Below are 18334 nucleotides of genomic sequence, written 5' to 3'. Positions count from 1 at the left end.
TAGCAATCACCATTATATTAATGCTTTTATGCGAAAATATTAAATTAAAATCGTATAATTAGGAAGTTTGATTATATCCTTCAAAAAAACACTATAAAATACCTTGTAGAATTTACATGGAAAGAAATAGTCTAAGTATGACTAATTGTCTTAACTAAAAATCAACATAGTCATTAAAAAAATTTACGGAATAAAAAAAGCGAGTCGATAAGCCGGATTCTGTATTCCGATGTACATCGGAATCCTTATCATTTATCTATGTCAATTATTACTAATTAACTATAACCGCCTACCCTCCAACTTGGGCGCATAACCCTTTTAACGTTGGTTTACATGACGTTGCACCACATAGAGTTTACCTGGTTTCACTACAGCATTACCTGTACCTGCTTTCTGTTGCACTTGTCCATATTCTAAAAAATTAGAACAGACGGGAGTTACCCGCTATGCCATGCTATGGTGTCCAGACTTTCCTCTCCCTAATATATAAGGAGCGATAAGGTGACTCGCTAAGCTGCAAATATACTGCCAAATCATCAATTTTAATACCTGTAGTCTATAGAATATATATGTTATACTATAACACAGTTATTCAATCCATTAAAGTATACAAAAGCATGCTTTTATGTACTTAAAAAATCGTCATCAAAACTAAAACATTTATTAAAGGGCATAATTTTTGCCATTTAATTCATAAAAAATCATAAATTTAACGTAGAAAGAAAGCTTATGGATGATAATTTTTCGCCTAGAGTAAAAGATGTAATAGCTTACAGTAAAGAAGAAGCATTACGTTTAGGGCATGATTTTATAGGAACGGAACACTTGATGTTAGGTTTATTGCGTGATGGTAGCGGAAAAGCTATTGATATCTTATTTGCGTTAGAAGTCGATTTAGCACACTTACGTAGAAAGGTAGAAATTCTTAGCCCTGCTAACACTACAGTTGCTGTAGCATCAAATGAAAAGAAGAACTTGCATTTAACTAGGCAAGCTGAACGTGCTCTAAAAACTACTTTTTTAGAAGCCAAGTTATTTCAAAGTACTTCTATTAATACCGCTCATTTATTACTCTGTATTTTAAGAAATGACAACGACCCAACTACCAAGTTGTTGAATCGTTTAAAAGTTGATTACGATAGTGTTAAAGAACAATTTAAAGGTATGATTATAAACGACGATGAAAACTACGAGTTACCTACTGCTGAATCATTTTCTGACGAAAGTGAAAATTTAGAAGGAAGTGAACGTGAATCTTTCGGAAACGCTGGAACTGGCGGTACAAAGAATGCTAAAAAATCGAATACACCAGTACTTGATAATTTTGGTCGAGATCTTACAGCCATGGCTGAAGAAGGAAAATTGGACCCTGTAGTTGGACGTACTAAAGAAATTGAACGTGTATCACAAATTTTAAGTCGTCGTAAAAAAAACAATCCACTCTTAATAGGTGAACCAGGTGTTGGTAAATCTGCCATTGCAGAAGGTTTAGCACTACGAATCATTCAAAGAAAAGTATCTCGTATACTTTTTGATAAACGTGTTGTTACTTTGGATTTAGCAAGTCTTGTCGCTGGTACAAAATACCGTGGTCAATTCGAAGAACGAATGAAAGCGGTAATGAATGAACTGGAAAAGAATGACGATATTATTCTTTTTATTGATGAAATTCATACTATTGTTGGTGCTGGTGGAGCGACTGGTAGTTTAGACGCATCGAATATGTTCAAACCTGCGCTTGCTCGTGGTGAAATTCAATGTATTGGTGCCACTACATTAGATGAATATCGAAACTCTATTGAAAAAGATGGCGCCTTAGAACGTCGTTTCCAAAAGGTAATCGTAGAGCCTACAAATATTGAAGAAACCATTGAGATCTTAAACAATATAAAAGGTAAATACGAAGAACATCACAACGTAATTTTTACAGATGATGCCATTGAAGCCTGTGTGAAATTAACCAATAGATACATGACCGATCGCTTTTTACCAGACAAAGCTATTGATGCTTTGGATGAAGCTGGTTCTCGTGTACATATTACAAACATTGATGTTCCAAAAAAAATACTAGACTTAGAACGCAAACTAGAAGAAGTTAGGGAGCTAAAAAATAGTGTGGTTAAAAAGCAAAAATACGAAGAAGCCGCTAAGCTTCGAGATGATGAAAAAAATATTGAAAAGCAACTAGCTGTAGCTCAAGAACAATGGGAAGCAGATGCCAAAGAGCATAAAGAGGTAGTTAATGAAGAAAATGTTGCAGATGTAGTTTCAATGATGACAGGCATACCTGTGAATAGGATTGCTCAAAAAGAAATTACCAAACTTGCTGAACTACCTGAGTTAATAAAAGGTAAAGTCATTGGACAGGATAATGCAGTTGCCAAAGTAGTCAAAGCTATTCAACGTAATCGTGCAGGGCTTAAAGATCCTAACAAACCTATTGGTTCTTTTATATTTTTAGGTCAAACCGGTGTTGGTAAAACCCAACTCGCCAAAGTAATTGCTAAAGAATTATTTGATAGTGAAGAAGCACTAATCCGTGTGGATATGAGTGAATATATGGAAAAGTTTGCTATCTCTCGTTTAGTTGGTGCTCCTCCGGGATACGTTGGTTACGAAGAAGGTGGACAACTAACAGAAAAAGTAAGACGTAAACCCTATGCCGTTATTTTACTCGATGAAATTGAAAAAGCGCATCCCGATGTATTTAATATGCTTTTACAAGTATTAGATGATGGTTATTTAACAGATAGTTTAGGACGTAAAATAGACTTCAGAAATGCTATTGTTATCATGACCTCTAATATTGGTGCACGAAAACTTAAAGATTTTGGTGCTGGTGTTGGTTTTGGAACTGCCTCTCAAAAATCACAAGCCGATGAAAATGCCAAGAGTATTATTGAAGGAGCTCTAAAAAAGGCTTTTGCTCCTGAATTTTTAAATCGTATTGATGATGTTGTTGTCTTTAATGCTCTTGAAAAAGAAGATATTCACAAAATTATTGATATTGAATTAACAAAATTATTCTCTCGTATCAAGGATCTTGGATATGAATTAACTTTAAGTGAAAAGGCCAAAGATTACATTGCTGATAAAGGCTTTGACAAACAATATGGTGCAAGACCTTTAAAAAGAGCTATTCAAAAATATATTGAAGATGCCCTTGCTGAACAAATTGTTAGCTCAAATTTAAAAGAAGGTGATTCTATTTTCATGGATTTAGATGAAAAAAATAATGAATTAAAAATAGACATTAAAACACCTGACGAAGCTACCAATTAAGAATAAGAATAGTTTAAAAAATATACTTAACCGCTTAGTCACCTAAGCGGTTTTTTTGTAGTATAGTATACTTTTAGTAAAGTAAAATTCATAACAAAGTCCTAATATATAATGCCTGTTCAACCTATTTATACAAATTCCCTACCCACAAGCTCATATCAAAAAGGATAACCTAACTAAGATAGCTAATTTAGACCATAAAAAAATAGTGCTTAAGTATACTTTATGCGGCAACAAACCTATTTTTATAGTTGAATATGACTTATAAATAAATGATATTGTCTCATAATAACGAGATTCTAATACACAAAATAGATAAAAAAGCCTTTTAACATATTCTGCTTCATATAATTTGTAGGAAACTTACAAAAAAGGTATTTTTACCTCTACTAACAGCTTTTTTTTCATTTTTCAGAAAAAATAGAATTAAATAACCAAACTACTTTATGAAATTTAATGTCTTAATGGTGAGCATAGGTGTTTCTATGCTGATTGCATGTAATGGTAAATCTAAACAAAAGGATACACCCAGCTCGGAAAAAGAAAACACACCACCCGTAGAAGTATTAGAGTTTGAAAAAATTAAAGTCCCTGCCAATGCTGGAGAAAGCATGAAATGGGAATTACAAAAAGAAGCTTCTGATGATTTCAACTACACCCACAAACCAGTAAATCAAAAAACTGATTTTGGAAATGGTAAATGGTATAATTTTTACCATAATGCTTGGAACGGACCTGGTTCAACTTACTGGCAATATGACCATGTTGAAGTGGACGGAAGCCATTTAATTATAAAATCATCAAGAAATCCAAGTACCGAAAAAATGGGAGTACCTGGTGTAAATGCTGGATGTATTACTGGTAATAAAAAAGTTAAATATCCTGTTTTTGTTGAAGCTAGTGTTAGTGTTGCCAATATCGCTTTGGCTTCGGATGTATGGTTGTTAAGTCCAGATGATACACAAGAAATTGATATTATTGAGTGTTACGGAGGGAAAGAACCTAATAATTCTTATTTTTCTCAATTCATTCACTTGAGTCACCACTCATTTATTAGAGAACCTTTTACCGACTACCAACCTAGAGATATAAAATCGTGGTGGAAAAAAGATGGTGTAACTAGTTGGGGGGAATACAGCTGGAATAATGGAAATCGTAAATACACACGTATAGCCGTAAACTGGATTAGCCCAAATCATTTTGAATACTACATTGATGGAGAATTAGTACGTGTACTTTATAATAAAGCCATGGCTAACAAAATAAATGGAAAATGGGATTATGACTACCCTTCTATGACTGACGGAAAATTAGATATGGATGGTGGATATCAAAAATTAAATAATCTAAAATCTAATGACACTTATTCTTTTGAAATGTTAAAAGAAGCTAGTCTTCAATCAAAAGTTGATGTTATTGACCCTTATAATTTCCAAAAAGGTACAGGTTTTAACAAGGAAATGGATATTATAATTAATATGGAGTCTCAAAACTGGCATGTTCTAGATAAAAGAACGCCATCTGATGAAGATTTAGCAGACCCTAACAAAAATACAATGAAAGTAGATTGGATTAGAGTATACAAACCCATCAAAAAATAACTTATATAAATAACTAATAATTATTTGTATTACTAAAGCCACCTAAAATAAAATTAGGTGGCTTTAGCTTTTTTTGTGGTTAATAAAAATGAAACTATTAAGATGTATAATAATACCGTGAAATATTTTAATGATTTTATAGTTCATTAAATGTAACCAACCTATAATCTATACCATCTTGCTTATTTCTCAAAAAATCTATAGTCTTTTTATATTTAAAAGCACCCATAAGTTGTGCCACAAAGTGCTGAGTGAATACAACACCTATTACAGTGATTTAGCATTAGTGTATCAAAAAAGATTTCGAATAAAAACTCTTTACTTTTTAAATACTATTGATTTTGATTCAGACAGAAATTTCAAAGTAGATAAATCAATGAAAATTCTTATTTCGAGCGCATTTGCTCAAATCACATTTGGACTCCATAAAAGTAGATTAGATGTTTTTGAACTAATTAATGTCACTCCTGCCCCATATAGTTACTCACATTCAGATTTAATTTTTAATGGCGACACTAATTTTGCAACCAAAACTATTAACTTATGTTGGCCTGTAGTAAAACTTGGATTTGAAATTAGTGACGATGCTTTAAATTTAGCTATTCACGAATTTGAGCATGCAATTATGTTGGAAGATAGTCGTAAAAATTTACTTATTGGAAAAGCCTTACATGTAAAAGCATTTGACATCTGGAAACATTATGCTTTAATAAAACTGGACAAAATTAGAGCTAAAAAAAATGTGGTTCTACGAGATTATGGTGGAACTAATATTATGGAACTTTTTTCGGTTTGTCTCGAAGCATTTTTTGAAAATTCTGATATTTTTCATGAAAAAGAAACGGATCTTTATAATAGCATGGTTACATTACTTAAACAAGACCCTCGAAATAAACAAAATCCACTACTCTAGCCCCCCTATTAATATAATCCTCTACGCCTTAAATCAATAGATAAAAGAGCTGAAAACAAAAAAAGCTATTCAAAATTGAATAGCCTTTTCTTTATATTAAATAAATCAAATAAACATGCTAGTTTATTTATGCATAAATGATTGTTTTGCTAGTAACTCTTCTTCAGTTTCTACAACATCTTCATCAGGTACACAACAATCAACAGGACATACTGCTGCACATTGAGGTTCTTCATGAAACCCTTTACATTCTGTACATTTATCAGGAACAATATAATAAAGTTCATCACTTACTGGCTCCTGAGATTCATCTGCATTAACCGATGTTCCATTAGGTAAAACTACATCACCTTCTAAATCTGTACCATCTGAATATCTCCAATCATCAGCACCTTCATAAATTGCAGTATTTGGGCATTCTGGTTCACAAGCTCCACAGTTAATGCATTCGTCTGTTATTATAATTGCCATAAGCTCTTTTTTATTCTAAATTTGTACAAAAATAACGCCAAACATTTTTAAAAACAAATTGCGCATGACTTTAAATGATAGAATTATTGCTTTTTCGGAATTAGGTAATTTTTTAAGTCAATTTAATGAAGATTCGACTTCTCAAAAAACAGATGTACTACATAACGAACAATTCTTTGATACTTTTTTATCTCTATGTGAAAGAGCGCAACATAAAAATGGATGGTTTTTACCAGAACAAGTCTATTTTGCTACTACGCAATGGGCAAAGGCATTAACTAAAAGTAATTTAACTAATTGGACAGATAGTTATAATTTTTCTAACAATAATGAACCAAAAACAGTTGGTATCATTATGGCAGGAAATATTCCTTTAGTTGGTTTTCATGACCTACTTTGTATTTTAATTAGTGGCCATAAGGTATTAATTAAGCCATCATCCAACGATACAAAATTAATTACCACAATTTGTGATTACCTAATTAGGGTATTGCCTGAATTTAAAAACTTCATTCAATTCACCGAAGGTAAACTTGAAAATCACGATGCAATCATTGCTACCGGTAGTAACAATACTGCGCGTTATTTTGAATATTACTTTAAAAATAAGCCCCATATTATTCGAAAAAACAGAAATTCGGTTGCGGTATTAACTGGTAATGAAACCAAAAACGAATTGATCGCACTTGGCGAGGATATTTTTAGATATTATGGTTTGGGTTGTCGCAGTGTTTCTAAATTATTTGTACCTAAAAATTATGATTTTGACTTATTTTTTAATGCTATGTTTACCTATCAAGATCTTATAAAACAAGAAAAATACACGAATAATTACGATTACAACAAGGCTGTATATTTAATGAGTCAATTCAATTTATTGGATAATGGTTTTCTTATTTTAAAAGAAGATCAAAGCTATAGTTCCCCAATTTCTAGCCTTTTTTATGAATTTTATGAACATTATGATGCTTTAAACTCAAAGTTTAACTCCGATGAGGAACATTTACAGTGTATTGTAAATTATCCTGAAAGCACTAAAAATGTTGACTTTGGAGCTACTCAAACCCCACAATTAAGTGACTATGCCGATGGTATTGACACCATTGACTTTTTGTTAAAAATTTAAAATATAAATTTCTCTAAATTCATTGTAAAAACAAAGATTATTAAGACATTTGTAGCTTGATAGAAATTAGAATAAACTGTTTACCTTTTTTAAACAGTTAAACACAATATATAGTTACTAAGTTTACATTTATGAAAAAACATAATTTTAGTGCCGGACCTTGTATTTTACCGCAAGAAGTTTTTCAAAAAGCATCACAAGCTGTTTTAGATTTTAATAACTCTGGTCTTTCTATTTTAGAAATTTCTCACCGTAGTAAGGATTTCGTAGATGTTATGGAAAATGCAAGAGAATTAGCTCTTGAATTACTAGGCTTACAAGGAAAAGGTTACAAAGCTTTATTTTTACAAGGTGGAGCTAGTACTCAATTTTTAATGGTTGCTTACAATCTACTTAAAGGAAAAGCTGGTTATGTAAACACAGGTTCATGGAGTGATAAAGCAGTTAAGGAAGCTAAATTATTTGGAGAAGTGGTTGAATTAGCTTCTTCAAAAGATGCTAACTTTAAATATATCCCTAAAGGTTATGACATTCCAGATGGTTTGGACTATGTTCATATGACAAGTAATAATACCATTTTTGGAACACAAATAAAAGATTTCCCTACCACAGATGCACCTTTAATATGTGATATGAGTAGTGATATTTTTTCTCGTGTATTAGATTTTTCTAAATTCGGATTAATTTATGCAGGAGCACAAAAAAATATGGGTCCAGCAGGAACCACATTAGTTGTTGTTCGTGAGGATATTTTACAGGAAATTGGACGTAAAATTCCTTCTATGCTAGATTATAAGGTTCATTTAAGTAAAGGATCTATGTTTAATACTCCTCCGGTGTATTCAATATATGTTTCTATGCTTACCATGGAGTGGTTAAAAGCTAAAGGTGGTGTTGCTGCTATTGAAGAAGAAAATGAAAAGAAAGCAAAACTTATCTATTCTGAAATTGATTTAAATCCATTATTTGAAGGATTTGCAGCAAAAGAAGATCGTTCGAATATGAATGCTACTTTTAATTTGACAAATGATGACCTTAAAGAAACCTTTGAAACTATGCTAAAAGAAGGTGGAATCAATGGTGCTAATGGACACCGTAGTGTAGGTGGATACCGTGCAAGTATCTATAACGCTATGACAATGGAAGGTGTTGGCGCACTTGTTGACATTATGAGCGACCTTGAAAGAAAAGCTTAATTATACATCATATTCCCGCTATAGCGGGAATATGTTTTTATATAAAGATTAGAAAAACAATAAATCTATTTCTGCTCTAAGCAGAACAAATTAAATTATATTCCTAAATGAAAATCTTAGCAAACGACGGAATCTCACAAAGCGGAATAGACGCTTTAGAAAAAGCTGGTTTTGAAGTATCAACAACTACTGTTGCTCAAGAACAACTTGTAAATCATATCAACGAGAATAATATTGTAGCTTTATTAGTGCGTAGTGCTACTAAAGTACGTACAGATATTATTGATAACTGTCCTAGTCTAAAAATTATTGGACGTGGTGGTGTTGGTATGGATAATATTGATGTTGAATATGCTCGCGAAAAGGGATTATCGGTAATTAATACTCCTGCGGCTTCTTCTGAATCTGTAGCTGAATTAGTTTTTGCTCACCTTTATGGTAGTGTACGATTTTTATACGACGCTAACAGAAATATGCCTTTAGATGGTGAAACGAAATTTGGGAAACTAAAAAAAGCATATGCCAAAGGAGTTGAACTTAAAGGAAAAACTTTAGGTGTAATTGGTTTTGGACGTATCGGTCAAGCAACAGCTCGTATAGCTTTAGGTGTTGGTATGAACGTAATTTATTTTGATCCTTTTACAACAGAGGCTGCTATTGAAGTTGGTTTTTTTGATGGTCAATCTGTAACTTTTAACTTGAAAAGCGTAAGTAAAGAAGAGGTTTTGAAACAAGCTGATTTTGTTACTTTACACGTACCTGCTCAAAAAGAGTATGTAATTGGTAAAGCAGAGTTTGATCTGATGAAAGATGGTGCTGGTGTAGTAAATGCAGCTCGTGGAGGTGTTATTGATGAAGTTGCTTTAGTTGATGCTTTGGAGAGTGGTAAACTAGCTTTTGCAGGCTTAGATACTTTTGAAAACGAACCAACTCCTGCTATTAAATTATTAATGCATGATAAAATTTCATTAACTCCACATATTGGTGCTGCTACTAACGAAGCACAAGACCGTATTGGTGTAGAGTTGGCTACTCAAATTTCTGAAATTTTGAAATAATATTTATTAAATAAGAGGACATCTTATTTTCAAAAAAAGCGATCAAAATATTAAATTTTGATCGCTTTTTTTTATGCAATTAACATGCTCGTATCTTGTAGTTGTTTTCTTTTCACTTTTTTAGAAACAAAATCTTTCTGTAATAAATTTAGCTGGTTATGACAAATAGTATCCAGACGAAAAAAGATAGATTTAAATTCTGCACTAGCAGTAAGATTATTCTTTATATACTCTAATTGTCCACAAATTAATAGCAACGAATTATAATGCTGTAATAATACGTTTTCACCGCCCCTTATATCTATTTTTTCATTCTTAAATTCCTTTTCTTCATTAGAAAGCACTAAACCACAATACCAGGGAAATCTTTTAGATAATTCAGTTCTTAACAGGTTGATCTCCTCTTGCAGTTTTTCAAATTTTTTAGTTGCATACACAACTTTTGAACTTTTTCTAACATTAGCGTAGTTCTCATTTACAGAAACCAGCATTTTACTTAATTTCACTATCCGGTGAATAATATTATTTTGACCCATTACTATAAAATTTAATTGTTGATGTGTGTTAAATATCTTGTACTAGACAATAGTTAAATTAGTTTAATTTTCAACAATAAAAAAACATAAACATCTGAAAATCATTTTTTTAACTTAAATTAAACATTTCATAAAATATTCATTAACAAATAATCAATTATTTCATTTGCATAAAATTTTACGCTATTAATTAAAATATCGACAATAATAAAGCTATAGACAAACATATATTAATTATCATTAGTCTCCTATTAAGATTCTATAGCACTTATAATTACATATTGTAAAGTTTTTTTTGCAATAGCAGCATGCCTGAGCTTTAATTCTTTAGATGAAAAGCTATTGTAAAATTTAAAAAGGAATAGGAATCTAATCGTGTTTCTTTGATCAAGATAATCCTGAATCTTTATCGGACACCAATGATTGATCATTAATTTACGAGTAAAATTTGGTTACAGCTTTTACTCATAAAAAACAAGCTACAAAGACTATGTAACTTCTTACGGACTAACAAAATAATCGTACTGAATACAAATAATCATAATTTTTATTAATTTGATTAAATATTATCGTAATTTTATTAAATAACTTAAATTTTTATAAAAATGTCTGGTATTTTAGATTTATTACAAGGACCTATTGGTCAACAAATTATAAGTGGTGTTGCTGGCCAAACTGGTCAATCAGCTGATAAAACTAGTGGTTTATTGAGTATGGCTTTACCAGTATTAATGGGAGCAATGAAAAAAAATGCTTCAACTCCTGAAGGTGCTCAAGGGTTACTTGGCGCTCTAAACAAGCATCAGGGAGGCATTTTAGATAATCTTGGAGGTTTATTTGAAGGGGGCGTTGATGATAGTGTACAACAAGATGGATCTGGAATTTTAGGTCACTTATTAGGATCTAAACAACCTGCAGTAGAGAATGCCTTGAGTAAAGAATCTGGAATGGATATTGGTGCTGTTGGAAATATTTTAAAAGTAGCTGCTCCATTATTAATGGGTATGGTTGGAAAACAAACACAATCGGCAGGTATTTCTGATGCTAATGGATTAGGAAGTCTTTTAGGAGGACTTATGGGGAATTCTGCTAGTTCTAATAGTGGTTCTTCTTCAATACTTACTTCGATTTTAGATGCTGATGGTGATGGTAGTATTATTGATGATATTGCAGGAATGGCTATGGGTAAAAAGAAAGGTGGATTAGGCGGATTATTAGGTGGTTTATTCGGAAAATAATTACTAATACATACAACAAAAGCATCAATATTTTATATTGTGCTTAATATACATATGCCGAATTCACTTATGATTTCGGCATTTTTTTATGAGATCACTATTCTATTATATCATCTTATTTCTTTTTTTGTCTGCATGTGCCACAAAAAAAGAGCGCAATTTTTCAACTACTGAAAAAGAAAAGGCCGTACGTATTGCAAATGATAGCTTGGAATATGAACTAATTGTATTTGATATTGGCTTTAACCGCTTTTTAAATAGTCAAGCACAACCACGAGGTTATTATGGAATTAATTACTTGGAAAATAAAAATATACTCTTTGTGACTGAATATAATATAAGAGCTAGTAATCCTATACAATATAGCGATATCTATGGACCCCAAATTGATTATCAGAACCACATACATTATGGATACGAAGTAAACTACCTTTTATTTAATTATTTTTTATTTTTTCAAAAAAAATACCGCCAACGTTTGTAACATCATTTAAAATCACGGTTATAAAATCACATAAAATAATAAAGTACCCTCTAGCGATGTTATTTAACTTTTACATACTTTTCTAGAGAAAAATTAAATTGTAAATTTGCCGCCATGGAAAAATTGAAACAACGCTGGGGCATCAAACACAACTGGGAAGTTATTATCATCTTTATTGTTTTTGCTATTACAGGTACTACTGCTTCAAAATTAGCAGCTCCACTTACTGAATTTATCGGAATTAGTAAAGCCACTACACCTGGCTATATTTTTTGGCCAATTCGTATTCTATTAATTTTCCCTATTTATCAGGTGCTTTTAGTATTTTTTGGTTGGCTATTTGGTCAATTTAACTTTTTTTGGAATATGGAAAAGAAAATGCTTACACGTTTAGGTTTAGGGCGTTTTTTAAAGGATTAAACTTTTTGTGCTTTTCCAGTTATTATATAAGTATAAATCCACATTAAGGTGAATGTTGGAATAACATCAATACCAGGAATACCTTCTTCAATAAGAGTAATAATCCCTGCTATTTTACCTTCTTTCCCTTTATATAATTTTATCATCAACCAGCCCGAAACTGGAGCCCAAACAATATCTGTTGCTTCCCCTATTCCTGGAAACAAATAAGATAACATTCCAACACCATCTAGTAATAAACTAATTAACAGTATCGTATATTTATTCATAATTTTTTAATAATAGGAATGCAAAGGTTGTTCCAAAAATCTTTCTATTTCAAAAACTCTTTAAAATAAGTACTTAATTTATTCACCTTAGGGTTAATTACTACTTGGCAAAAACCTTGTTCTCGGTTTAAGTTAAAATAATTGGAATGGTAATCCTCTGCAGGGTAAAAGTTTTCAAACCTTGTTACTTCTGTTACAATAGGTGATGCAAATACTCGTTGGTCAGTTAATACATCAATAAAATTTTCTGCTAATTCTTTTTGGGTCTCGGATGTATAAAAAATAGCACTACGATAATGTGTTCCTTTATCTCCCCCTTGCCTATTTAATGTGGTAGGATCGTGAGTTCCAAAAAATACCTCTAATAAATTTTGATATGAAATTATAGTTGAATCAAAAGTAACTTCAACTACCTCTGCATGTCCAGTGCGTTCTGTAATTACCTCTTTATATGCAGGATTTTTTATGTTTCCACCAGAAAACCCAGAACGAACTAGAGAAACGCCTTTTATACGCTGAAAAACAGCTTCGGTACACCAAAAACAACCTCCAGCAAATATTGCTTTTTCACTCATAACTTATAATTATTGTATTTTAATATAAAGTTAGTGGTATTCCAAACAAAAGTGACTATACACATCATATAAATATTCTATAAAATTGTATTTTCACCATATGATTAAAGCTGAGAATATACGTAAACATTATGGCAAATTAGAGGTTCTTAAAGGCGTTGATTTGCATATTAAGCAAGGAGAAATTATTTCAATTGTAGGCGCTTCGGGTGCTGGAAAAACTACTCTTTTACAAATTTTAGGTTCGTTAGACACTATGGATAAAAATCCAACTAGCAAACTAATCATAAATGATGTTGAAATAAGTAAACTAAAAGACAAAGCTTTGGCTAAATTTAGGAATGAACAGCTTGGGTTTATTTTTCAATTTCATCAATTATTACCAGAATTTACTGCTTTAGAAAATGTATGTATACCTGCCTTTATTAAAGGAACTTCCAAAAAAGAAGCGGAACAAAAAGCTGAAAAATTATTAGAATTTTTAGGTTTGTCACATCGTTTTGATCACAAACCCGATCAACTTTCTGGGGGAGAACAACAACGAGTTGCAGTTGCCAGAGCATTAATAAACGATCCTAAAGTGGTTTATGCCGATGAACCTTCGGGTAATTTAGATAGTGAATCTGCTGAAAATTTACACCAACTTTTTTTTACTTTACGTGATACTTTTGGACAAACTTTTGTGATTGTTACACACAATAATGAATTTGCCGATATGGCTGATAGGAAACTAGTAATGCGTGATGGAAATTTAATATAAATACCTGTGAAAAAACTACCCATAAAGGAACTTAAAGCGTTTTTAGATGAAAAAGCAGCCTTATATGAAACTCCCACTTTTTTGGATACGGATCCTATTCAAGTCCCTGCACAATTTTCATTAAAAGAGGATGCCGAAATTGCTGGCTTTTTAACTGCTACAATTGCATGGGGGAACCGAAAAAGTATATTAACTAACGCGCACAGGCTTATGGAAATCATGGGACACAGTCCTTATGATTTTGTAATGAACTATACTCCCGAAAAACACAGCTCACTTTTTGATGGTTTTGTGCACAGAACTTTTAATAATATTGATTTAGGTTATTTTATTGAAGGATTACAACATTTGTACACCCAACATGGAACTATGGAAAATTATTTTAATCAGTTTTCTAATTTTCCTCGAATTAACGATGCCATTACAAATTTTAAACATGATTTTTTTAGTTTACCACACCCTAAACGTACTACTAAACACATAAGTGATCCTTCTAAAAATTCTGCTGCCAAGCGTATAAACATGTTTTTTAGGTGGATGGTTAGACCTAATACTAATGGTGTGGACCTTGGGTTGTGGACAAAAATTAATACAAATCAACTCTCTTGCCCCTTAGATGTACATTCAGGTAATGTAGCTCGGAAACTAGGAATTCTTCTGCGAAAGCAAAACGATGCTAAAGCTTTATTGGAATTAGATACTGCCTTGAGAAAAATGGATGCTAATGACCCCGTAAAATATGATTATGCCCTATTCGGTTTGGGAGTTTTTGAGAAATTTTAACCTATTATCTTTAGAATGATCCTAGATTTATACTCCTAAAACTTCCCACAAAAATTAAACCGCATCTAAGTAATTGGTATGTGTCCTAATTTTTTCGATAGTTAAAGGTTTACTTTCATAAGCAGAGATAATATCTGCATACTTATTTTTCTCTTCTTCTGAAACTCTTAAAGCCGTTGATAACATTACTATTTTTATACAACTATGCTGATCAATTGTTTTTAATTGATCCAAAAATTGCCACCCATCCATAACAGGCATGTTGATATCTAAAAAAATTAAATCAGGAAAATTTGACACATTTGATAATGACTGTAAATATGCTAAAGCTTCCATACTATTCTTATAAAACTGAATATCTTCAAAACAATTAGAACGTATCGCTAAGCGCCTGTTTACAATATTTGTAGGCAAATCATCGTCAATAAAAATAACACTTTGCAACATTTCAAAGTTAATTACGTATATATGTTAAATAATTACTAATATACATCTCTTTTCCTACAAAAAGAAAATTCTATTTAGTTTTGTTTACTTTTTAACGGCACAAAATTTGATTATTTTTATCCCCTAATGATTATTCATGAATTTTAAACGTTTCATATTTCACTTGATAGTAATCATTCCTTTGTGGCAAATAAATGCCCAGGAACCTCAAGAAAAAAAGAAGTATACTATTGATTTTAGTGGTATTCAAAACCAGCAACCTCCTGACGAGGAACCCAAACCAGAATCTATATCAAATACGGATATTTTAGGTATTGGTTTTTTAAAACAACAAGCTAATTTATCACAAAATGCCATTAGCGCTTTTAACATCAAATCCATTATTGATATTGATAATTTTGGAAAAGAAAAAAAAGATCATCTTAAATTTGGGAAACCCAGTGATGCTAAAACTTATCTAGATGTTGTATACGAACCGCTGCCTTTAAAGACAGATAGTGTCGATTTCTTTTTTGGTGATATTGATTTAGGAACCTATACTACCAAAGCGGATCATTTATATTTGATCATAAGAGATAGTATGGCTACGGATGGAGATGAAATTAAAGTTTCATTAAATGATAAAGTAATTTTTAATCGTATAACTTTTCATAGCTCTTTTATTGACTATAGAGTTGCATTAACAGAAGGCTTTAACAAAATTGAACTATTGGCTATTGACAGTGGAGTAAGTGAACCTGTTACTTGCCAATTAGTCGTTGTTGATGGTCTAGATAACAAATTGTTTGACAAATCTTTCAATATTGCTGTTGGTTATAAAGCAAAATTTGTAGTGGTTAAAGAATAGCTTAATGTAACATATTACAGAGCTTCTTTCTAAAGAGGGTTTAGTACTTTTTTTACTAAACCCTCTAAATACTCAAGTTGGTCTTGAATTCAATATGTGTTAAATTATGCGATTTACGGATAATAAATTACTACAATATCACTCGTTCTGATTATTAGTTAAATTGACAAAGCACCCCTCCCATTAAAGATAAACAAACTGTCCAATACCCAACATTGACTAATATATACCTAAATCCTTTTTTTTCAAATAATGCATTTGTTCCCAATACGGGTAAAACAAAAAATAAACTTATAATGGCACCATGAAAAGCTCCATGCTTAAAGGTTCGATAATTATCTCCATATTTGGACATATATGCTTCTGCAAATTTATAGGTTTCAGTACCCGCTTTATCCCAATCTGGATCACTCATTAAACTTGAAAAAAAACCAAACTGATGTATTACCATCGTATTTAAAATTACAGCTAGTAAAACACTAAAAATATAAGACAACACAAAAATTAAAATCATGTTACTTCCCTTTAAATCTTCGGAAGAAAATCCACAAGCTTTCATCCAAGCTGTACCAAACACTTTTGGATTATACCAAATAAAACCTACAAACATTGGTATCAAAGCAGTCAAAACTACTATTAGAAAATTAATTTTCATTTAAACAGAGTTTGTGATTTGTTTAAGTAAATATACTAAAAATTAAGCACTTACATAGTATAAACATACCATATCATACGTAGCGAAAACAATATTAAAATCACTCCTGTTCCCTTGAACAAAAAATTTAAACGTTTCTTTGTTATAATTTTTTTTAACTTTTTTGATAAAATTACTTTTAATAAATCTGTTACCAGAATACCTATTAATACTGACGTAAGGAATATTATTAATGAATTCACAGTTACGTATTTAGTTTTTCCATAATTAAAAACACCTACCCAAACCACAAATACAAAAGGATTAAAAAAGTTAACGCTAAACCCTTTTATAAAAAAAGTACTTAGTGTACTTGAGCTTAATTTAACTTTTACAGAGAGCTTTACTTCCTTAAACAAATAAAAAAAGCCCAATACCATAAGTAGCACTCCACTTAGTATTCCTATCAAAAATTGATTTTCGGTGGCTACTATGAAAGATGAAAGTCCGTAAACACATAAAAGCACACAAATTATATCGCTAAAAATTATTCCTAAAGCAACTAGTACTCCTGCCTTTATCCCATATTCCAAACTACTATTTAACAGTAAAAAAAATACAGGACCAATAAAAATGATCATACTAAAACCAATTACAAAACCCTCAATGACTGCCATTAAATTTAGTTGTTCATTTATTGTATAGTAAAAATTATTGTTATCAAAAAAGTAGCTCTGGTAATATAAATCATAAGCTAATCCTTAAATTTGATAAAGCCTAATTCTAATGAATCATTCTATTACTTATCTTTTTTGTCTCTTATTTTTATCATGTACTACTAGTAAAATTAACGTAGTTACAGCTTTACCCAAAAAATTAAAAGAAATTTCGGCTATTGAAACCACCAATACTTCAACCATTTTATGGACTATTGAAGATTCTGGTAATAAAAATATATTATATGGCTTAAATACTAAAGGGGAAATTGTAAAAAATATAACCTTAACGGGGGTTAAAAATACTGATTGGGAAGATTTAACTAGTGATGATCAGGGAAATATTTACATCGGTGATTTTGGAAATAATAATGGAAAACGAAAACTACTCCATATTTATAAAATTTTGAACCCCGATAATACCTCGTCAAAAACTACTCCATTTACTATATCTTTTAGGCTTCCAAAAAAATATAGAACAAAGGATTTTGAAGCTTTCTTTTTGTGGAATAACAATTTTTATCTTTTTAGCAAAGAAGATAACACAACTAATATTTTTAAAATCCCTAACCAACTAGGTGAGCAAAAAGCTATGTTTATTGGTAATCTGAATTTAGAAGGGAAAAAAACTCCTGTAACTTCTGCTGATATTAGTAATCATAAAAAAACGATACTATTACTTAATCATGATAAATTTTGGTCACTCACTAATTTTAATGAAGGAGATTTTTCAAACAGTTTTATTAAAAAGTTTAATTTAGAACATACATCACAAAAAGAAGGTATTTGCTTCAAAACTAATAATGCGGTTTATATTACTGATGAAAAAACAAATAAAAAAACGGGCAATATTTATGAATTTAATGGTTTGTAATGCAATCCTATCCTTGAAAAAACTTACTTATACCTATGTAAACTATTCTATATTTAACCCGTAATGCATTTAGATAAGGTTTACACTATTTATTGGTTGCCTTT

20 protein-coding genes and 1 other RNA gene are annotated in these 18334 nt (G+C 31.1%); 13 read left to right on the top strand and 8 right to left on the bottom strand.

Annotated elements, in window-relative coordinates:
- Positions 1-192 precede the first annotated feature (192 nt).
- Positions 193-513: RNase P RNA component class A (gene rnpB, locus KQA_RS19580), an RNA gene on the bottom strand.
- A gap of 216 nt (positions 514-729) precedes the next feature.
- Between rnpB and KQA_RS0210515 the strand changes: the two genes are divergently transcribed.
- From KQA_RS0210515 to KQA_RS0210505, 3 genes are all read left to right on the top strand, one after another.
- Positions 730-3282 carry an ATP-dependent Clp protease ATP-binding subunit gene (locus KQA_RS0210515; protein WP_010180880.1) on the top strand — a complete coding sequence of 851 codons (2553 nt, stop codon included), beginning with the start codon at positions 730-732 and terminating at the stop codon, positions 3280-3282.
- Positions 3283-3728: 446 nt separating this feature from the next.
- Positions 3729-4883 (top strand): LamG domain-containing protein, encoded by a 1155-nt coding sequence (locus KQA_RS0210510; protein WP_010180878.1) that lies wholly within the window; start codon positions 3729-3731, stop codon positions 4881-4883.
- Between the two features lie 244 nt (positions 4884-5127).
- Positions 5128-5796: a zinc-dependent peptidase gene (locus KQA_RS0210505; protein WP_010180876.1), complete on the top strand. Its 669-nt coding sequence runs from the start codon at positions 5128-5130 to the stop codon at positions 5794-5796.
- Between the two features lie 123 nt (positions 5797-5919).
- Here KQA_RS0210505 and KQA_RS0210500 read toward each other — a convergent pair whose 3' ends face one another.
- A complete protein-coding gene (locus KQA_RS0210500) occupies positions 5920-6267 on the bottom strand; it encodes a 4Fe-4S dicluster domain-containing protein (RefSeq protein WP_010180875.1) in 348 nt (115 codons plus the stop codon).
- A gap of 64 nt (positions 6268-6331) precedes the next feature.
- On the opposite strand from KQA_RS0210500, the gene KQA_RS0210495 reads away from it, so the two are divergent.
- From KQA_RS0210495 to KQA_RS0210485, 3 genes are all read left to right on the top strand, one after another.
- Positions 6332-7393, top strand: a complete 1062-nt coding sequence (locus tag KQA_RS0210495) for an acyl-CoA reductase (RefSeq protein WP_010180872.1) — start codon at positions 6332-6334, stop codon at positions 7391-7393.
- Between the two features lie 131 nt (positions 7394-7524).
- A complete protein-coding gene (gene serC, locus KQA_RS0210490) occupies positions 7525-8589 on the top strand; it encodes a 3-phosphoserine/phosphohydroxythreonine transaminase (protein WP_010180870.1) in 1065 nt (354 codons plus the stop codon).
- Positions 8590-8696: 107 nt separating this feature from the next.
- On the top strand, positions 8697-9647 hold the full coding sequence (locus KQA_RS0210485; RefSeq protein WP_010180868.1) for a D-2-hydroxyacid dehydrogenase: 951 nt from the start codon (positions 8697-8699) through the stop codon (positions 9645-9647).
- A 71-nt stretch (positions 9648-9718) separates the two neighbouring features.
- On the opposite strand, the gene KQA_RS0210480 is transcribed toward KQA_RS0210485, so the two are convergent.
- Positions 9719-10183, bottom strand: a complete 465-nt coding sequence (locus tag KQA_RS0210480) for a hypothetical protein (RefSeq protein WP_010180865.1) — start codon at positions 10181-10183, stop codon at positions 9719-9721.
- A gap of 605 nt (positions 10184-10788) precedes the next feature.
- Here KQA_RS0210480 and KQA_RS0210475 point away from each other — a divergent pair.
- The 3 genes from KQA_RS0210475 to KQA_RS0210465 all read left to right on the top strand — a co-directional run bounded on the left by KQA_RS0210475 (position 10789) and on the right by KQA_RS0210465 (position 12325).
- On the top strand, positions 10789-11421 hold the full coding sequence (locus KQA_RS0210475; protein ID WP_010180864.1) for a DUF937 domain-containing protein: 633 nt from the start codon (positions 10789-10791) through the stop codon (positions 11419-11421).
- A gap of 88 nt (positions 11422-11509) precedes the next feature.
- On the top strand, positions 11510-11905 hold the full coding sequence (locus tag KQA_RS0210470) for a DUF6146 family protein (RefSeq protein WP_029209558.1): 396 nt from the start codon (positions 11510-11512) through the stop codon (positions 11903-11905).
- Positions 11906-12019: 114 nt separating this feature from the next.
- Positions 12020-12325: a DUF6787 family protein gene (locus KQA_RS0210465; protein ID WP_010180859.1), complete on the top strand. Its 306-nt coding sequence runs from the start codon at positions 12020-12022 to the stop codon at positions 12323-12325.
- Here KQA_RS0210465 and KQA_RS0210460 read toward each other — a convergent pair.
- Both KQA_RS0210460 and msrA read right to left on the bottom strand, forming a co-directional pair.
- Positions 12322-12594 carry a hypothetical protein gene (locus KQA_RS0210460; RefSeq protein WP_010180857.1) on the bottom strand — a complete coding sequence of 91 codons (273 nt, stop codon included), beginning with the start codon at positions 12592-12594 and terminating at the stop codon, positions 12322-12324. The genes KQA_RS0210465 and KQA_RS0210460 overlap by 4 nt on opposite strands.
- A gap of 44 nt (positions 12595-12638) precedes the next feature.
- On the bottom strand, positions 12639-13169 hold the full coding sequence (gene msrA / locus KQA_RS0210455) for a peptide-methionine (S)-S-oxide reductase MsrA (protein ID WP_010180855.1): 531 nt from the start codon (positions 13167-13169) through the stop codon (positions 12639-12641).
- A 100-nt stretch (positions 13170-13269) separates the two neighbouring features.
- Here msrA and KQA_RS0210450 point away from each other — a divergent pair, with 100 nt between their 5' ends.
- Both KQA_RS0210450 and KQA_RS0210445 read left to right on the top strand, forming a co-directional pair.
- On the top strand, positions 13270-13929 hold the full coding sequence (locus tag KQA_RS0210450) for an ABC transporter ATP-binding protein (protein WP_010180853.1): 660 nt from the start codon (positions 13270-13272) through the stop codon (positions 13927-13929).
- A gap of 6 nt (positions 13930-13935) precedes the next feature.
- Positions 13936-14712: a TIGR02757 family protein gene (locus tag KQA_RS0210445; RefSeq protein ID WP_010180851.1), complete on the top strand. Its 777-nt coding sequence runs from the start codon at positions 13936-13938 to the stop codon at positions 14710-14712.
- A 54-nt stretch (positions 14713-14766) separates the two neighbouring features.
- Here the strand turns inward: KQA_RS0210445 and KQA_RS0210440 are convergent, their stop codons facing one another.
- A complete protein-coding gene (locus tag KQA_RS0210440) occupies positions 14767-15159 on the bottom strand; it encodes a response regulator (protein ID WP_010180848.1) in 393 nt (130 codons plus the stop codon).
- 136 nt (positions 15160-15295) lie between these two features.
- On the opposite strand from KQA_RS0210440, the gene KQA_RS0210435 reads away from it, so the two are divergent.
- Positions 15296-16006 (top strand): hypothetical protein, encoded by a 711-nt coding sequence (locus KQA_RS0210435; protein ID WP_010180846.1) that lies wholly within the window; start codon positions 15296-15298, stop codon positions 16004-16006.
- A gap of 154 nt (positions 16007-16160) precedes the next feature.
- Here KQA_RS0210435 and KQA_RS0210430 read toward each other — a convergent pair whose 3' ends face one another.
- Complete coding sequence (locus KQA_RS0210430; protein WP_010180843.1) at positions 16161-16661, bottom strand: DUF1761 domain-containing protein; 501 nt, start codon at positions 16659-16661, stop codon at positions 16161-16163.
- A gap of 50 nt (positions 16662-16711) precedes the next feature.
- Positions 16712-17317: a LysE family translocator gene (locus tag KQA_RS0210425; RefSeq protein WP_010180839.1), complete on the bottom strand. Its 606-nt coding sequence runs from the start codon at positions 17315-17317 to the stop codon at positions 16712-16714.
- Positions 17318-17426: 109 nt separating this feature from the next.
- On the opposite strand from KQA_RS0210425, the gene KQA_RS0210420 reads away from it, so the two are divergent.
- Positions 17427-18230, top strand: coding sequence for an SdiA-regulated domain-containing protein (locus KQA_RS0210420; protein ID WP_010180837.1), 804 nt, complete (start codon positions 17427-17429; stop codon positions 18228-18230).
- Positions 18231-18334: the final 104 nt, after the last annotated feature.

This window comes from Aquimarina agarilytica ZC1 (assembly GCF_000255455.1).
Lineage (GTDB): Bacteria > Bacteroidota > Bacteroidia > Flavobacteriales > Flavobacteriaceae > Aquimarina > Aquimarina agarilytica.
Note: the sequence above shows the minus strand (reverse complement) of the source record. Positions and strands in the feature narration are given on the sequence as shown.

Excerpts from the sequence above, each read along its gene's own strand:
- KQA_RS0210515 (WP_010180880.1), top strand. The coding sequence starts at position 730 with ATGGATGATAATTTTTCGCCTAGAGTAAAAGATGTAATAGCTTACAGT.
- KQA_RS0210510 (WP_010180878.1), top strand. The coding sequence starts at position 3,729 with ATGAAATTTAATGTCTTAATGGTGAGCATAGGTGTTTCTATGCTGATT.
- KQA_RS0210500 (WP_010180875.1), bottom strand. The coding sequence starts at position 6,267 with ATGGCAATTATAATAACAGACGAATGCATTAACTGTGGAGCTTGTGAA.
- KQA_RS0210495 (WP_010180872.1), top strand. The coding sequence starts at position 6,332 with ATGACTTTAAATGATAGAATTATTGCTTTTTCGGAATTAGGTAATTTT.
- serC (WP_010180870.1), top strand. The coding sequence starts at position 7,525 with ATGAAAAAACATAATTTTAGTGCCGGACCTTGTATTTTACCGCAAGAA.
- KQA_RS0210485 (WP_010180868.1), top strand. The coding sequence starts at position 8,697 with ATGAAAATCTTAGCAAACGACGGAATCTCACAAAGCGGAATAGACGCT.
- KQA_RS0210480 (WP_010180865.1), bottom strand. The coding sequence starts at position 10,183 with ATGGGTCAAAATAATATTATTCACCGGATAGTGAAATTAAGTAAAATG.
- KQA_RS0210475 (WP_010180864.1), top strand. The coding sequence starts at position 10,789 with ATGTCTGGTATTTTAGATTTATTACAAGGACCTATTGGTCAACAAATT.
- KQA_RS0210470 (WP_029209558.1), top strand. The coding sequence starts at position 11,510 with ATGAGATCACTATTCTATTATATCATCTTATTTCTTTTTTTGTCTGCA.
- KQA_RS0210465 (WP_010180859.1), top strand. The coding sequence starts at position 12,020 with ATGGAAAAATTGAAACAACGCTGGGGCATCAAACACAACTGGGAAGTT.
- KQA_RS0210460 (WP_010180857.1), bottom strand. The coding sequence starts at position 12,594 with ATGAATAAATATACGATACTGTTAATTAGTTTATTACTAGATGGTGTT.
- msrA (WP_010180855.1), bottom strand. The coding sequence starts at position 13,169 with ATGAGTGAAAAAGCAATATTTGCTGGAGGTTGTTTTTGGTGTACCGAA.
- KQA_RS0210450 (WP_010180853.1), top strand. The coding sequence starts at position 13,270 with ATGATTAAAGCTGAGAATATACGTAAACATTATGGCAAATTAGAGGTT.
- KQA_RS0210440 (WP_010180848.1), bottom strand. The coding sequence starts at position 15,159 with ATGTTGCAAAGTGTTATTTTTATTGACGATGATTTGCCTACAAATATT.
- KQA_RS0210435 (WP_010180846.1), top strand. The coding sequence starts at position 15,296 with ATGAATTTTAAACGTTTCATATTTCACTTGATAGTAATCATTCCTTTG.
- KQA_RS0210430 (WP_010180843.1), bottom strand. The coding sequence starts at position 16,661 with ATGAAAATTAATTTTCTAATAGTAGTTTTGACTGCTTTGATACCAATG.
- KQA_RS0210425 (WP_010180839.1), bottom strand. The coding sequence starts at position 17,317 with ATGGCAGTCATTGAGGGTTTTGTAATTGGTTTTAGTATGATCATTTTT.
- KQA_RS0210420 (WP_010180837.1), top strand. The coding sequence starts at position 17,427 with ATGAATCATTCTATTACTTATCTTTTTTGTCTCTTATTTTTATCATGT.